The following is a 2,894-nucleotide window of genomic DNA, read 5'->3' on the forward strand; positions in this document are numbered from 1 at the left end:
CCGTTTCAATCGTCGAGCAGACCTGTGCGCTCTGATTCCTCGATTACTCAAAGCCGTGATGCAGGCTAAACCTTGTCCAAGAGGGGTATTTCAAGCCTTAATTGAGCAAGAGACATAATCAGGAAAGAGATTGCTGATCAGACTAATTTATTAGCGCTTAATGCGGCAATTGAAGCCGCGCGGGCAGGGGAGCAGGGCCGGGGCTTTGCGGTGGTTGCAGATGAAGTGCGCAAGCTTGCCGAGCGAACCAGCCTTTCAACGCGGGAAATTATTTCTACGGTGAGCGCGATTCAAAGTGAAGCGAATGCAACTGTTCTGAGCATGCAACAAGCAGTTAAACAAGTTGAGCATGGCGTGCAATGCGCTCAGGAAGCAAGCACGGCCATTGCCAGCATTCGTCAGAACGCCGATCAGGTGGTTGAGCAGGTCAGCGAAATCAGTGACTCTATGCGCGAGCAAAGCTCGGCCAGTAATATGATGGCGCAGCAGGTAGAGCAAGTGGCGCAGATGTCTGAGGAAAGCAGCTCGGTCGCTCAAAATACCGCCAACGAAAGTGCACGCCTGCGGCAGCTGAGCAGCGAGCTGGATGAGGCGATTGCTTATTATCGGGTGTAATGCAGTGGCTCAGGATTGGGCGTGTAAGATACCGCAGGGGGCTTGCAGCAGCCCCTGCTGTTTCACCTGCAAGCCGGTTACAAACCGCCTGCGGGTATCTTGATTTGCCTGATATATTCTTTCATGAAAGTATCAAAGTTGTGCTCGGCAAAAGCCTGCCGGGCAATTGCGTTGTAGCGGTCGCGCAGGCTCTCCTGACCTAAGGCAAATGCAGCGTAAAGCTTGATATGAGGGGTGGGCAAAGCAAGGATACGCACTGGCACATTGGCCCATTTGGCAAAATACAAGGCCGTGGCCGGGCTGGAAAAATACACGGCATCCAGCCGGCCGGATGCCAGTAACTTCATATTTGAGGATTCCCAATCCAGCATGGTGGCCTCGATGATTTTGATTTGCGGATGCTTTAAAAAATCAGGGTAAACGCCGTTAAGGCTCCAGCCTATGCTGAGCCCGTATAAATCGGATTGGGTATCTACCTTTTTTAAGGCGGATTTTTCCAGTACGACGATGGTTGGATCAAAAAGAATATAGGGCGTATCGGCGAAGAGCAAAAAACCTTCGCGCTCTTTTGTACGTGCCAATAGCGGAATCATTTGCGCCGACTTACTTTTTAGCTCGGCAATTACTCTGGCAACATTGGCGGTTTTCCAGTGGCTCTCCACAGCCAGCTTGGGCAGGATAAACTGCTTGTAGTACTCAACCACACCCCCGCCCGGCTCCTGGCCTTCTTTAGTGATAATAAAGGGAGCCACGTTGAAAACAACAATATCCAGCCCGGATGCCCAAGCTGAGCATGACGCACTAATCAGCACGATAATTAAAGAAATCTTAAGTGCCACTTCCTTTATATATTTATGCCCAGAGCCTGTTGCCATTGCTTTGCTTACCCTAATCACAGATTGTTTTTCGGCCATCTCAGCGGCTGCCGCAGTTTTATAAAAAATACGTACAAATGGCTAGTCCGCAACTAACAGGTATGGGGATTGGACCGTCTCGATGAAAAGCCCATTGGGTTGCGGGATTATGGATGCATGCTTGCTTTCAATTGGCATACCGATATACATGTAGTAATCATAGCCAATGTGTATGAATGCGGCATGAGACTCGAGCTTGCACCAAAAATCTTCTCTCAGTAACGAGCGCAACACTGCTGGTACTGCTTCAGCTTTTATATGACTCCCCTCCTGGGGTGCATTGGGATATTTACGGTGATTCTCAAGGCCCGTGACTGTGAGTTCGCTGATTCCAGCTTCGCTTAGAAATGCGGCTGCAGTATCAAGGTACGCTTGCTCAACGCGGAGATATTCCTCCCGGGTTAAACATACGCCGCCAAATGACCTGCCAATGTCTGCGCGTGACGTCCATTCCTCTGCTGGGTAGGTGCCATCGGGATTTCTAAGTTTGGGGTTGTACTTTGTTACACGGTATTGGTGCATAGCGTTCAGTGTCGTCTGGTGTTGTAAGCAAGGATCGCTGCGTCCGAAATAAATGATCTTGACCCAGGTAGTGCTATCACCAGAGTTTCCACCACGGATTATTTTGCTCGTGGGAAGTACTAACTCCGATTTCAGAGGTTTCGTTTAGTGCAGCTTGTTCTTCAACAAAACCGACGTGTGCAAGATCATTGTTGCGGGTGGCATCATAGGCTGAAGAGAAGCCGGCCTGATCTCGCAGAAAAGTGAGTACCTCGCGAAGCCCGGGGGTTGAGTCTTCATATGGGATTAATGGCGCAACGGTATAGAGCATTGCTTCATCCCGGAAGTGGGGTGATTCCCGCTGAATGTCTTGAAGAATCTCTTCTCGTTCAATTCCGGCGGCTGCAAAACGACATAAAATTTCCAGTGCGTTGCCTTGAATCCAATCGTAATCACCAAATGCCACTGAACGCAGTTCAGGAAGGGCTGCCTTACCAAGGTGGAAGTAAATCTCGAAGATGGCAAATTGTTTGGCACTTAGCCAGGCTCCAAGCCCCGGGAACGCTTCCTTGTATTGAGGGGGCGGACACGGATCGCCATGATAGAGAGAGCATAACTGCGGAATTGCTTCTGCTCCCCAAAGCCCCGCTGCCTCCGCTGCCCGTTTTGTGAACTGCTCGCGGTCTCCGGATAGGGAAGCGATTTCTTCTACAGTTTTAATTAATTCTGATGCAGGTGCAATGCTGTTCACTTTATGATTTTTATTCCCCAGTTATGCCGTTGATTAAGAATTTCCGTGCCTTTTCTACTTGCAAAATGCTTAGTTCGTCGTTTCACAACCCGCGGATTACTGCGTCCTGTTGG

The 2,894-nt window shown here is 49.8% G+C and carries 2 protein-coding genes and 1 pseudogene; 1 reads left to right on the forward strand and 2 read right to left on the reverse strand.

Features of this window, described 5'->3' with window-relative positions; all coding sequences use genetic code 11:
- Nucleotides 1-126: 126 nt before the first annotated feature.
- Nucleotides 127-615: pseudogene (locus tag CSQ88_RS22135) on the forward strand (methyl-accepting chemotaxis protein); the annotation flags it as partial.
- 77 nt (nt 616-692) lie between these two features.
- Here CSQ88_RS22135 and CSQ88_RS22140 read toward each other — a convergent pair.
- Nucleotides 693-1,529, reverse strand: coding sequence for an ABC transporter substrate-binding protein (locus CSQ88_RS22140; RefSeq protein WP_099400222.1), 837 nt, complete (start codon nt 1,527-1,529; stop codon nt 693-695).
- A gap of 598 nt (nt 1,530-2,127) precedes the next feature.
- Nucleotides 2,128-2,781: a hypothetical protein gene (locus CSQ88_RS22150; protein WP_099400224.1), complete on the reverse strand. Its 654-nt coding sequence runs from the start codon at nt 2,779-2,781 to the stop codon at nt 2,128-2,130.
- Nucleotides 2,782-2,894 lie beyond the last annotated feature (113 nt).

The sequence above is a fragment of the Iodobacter sp. BJB302 genome (genome assembly GCF_002735645.1).
Classification (GTDB): Bacteria; Pseudomonadota; Gammaproteobacteria; order Burkholderiales; family Chitinibacteraceae; genus Iodobacter.

What these genes read in the sequence shown, in the direction of transcription:
- CSQ88_RS22140 (WP_099400222.1), bottom strand. Translation starts at nt 1,529, where the DNA reads ATGGCCGAAAAACAATCTGTGATTAGGGTAAGCAAAGCAATGGCAACA.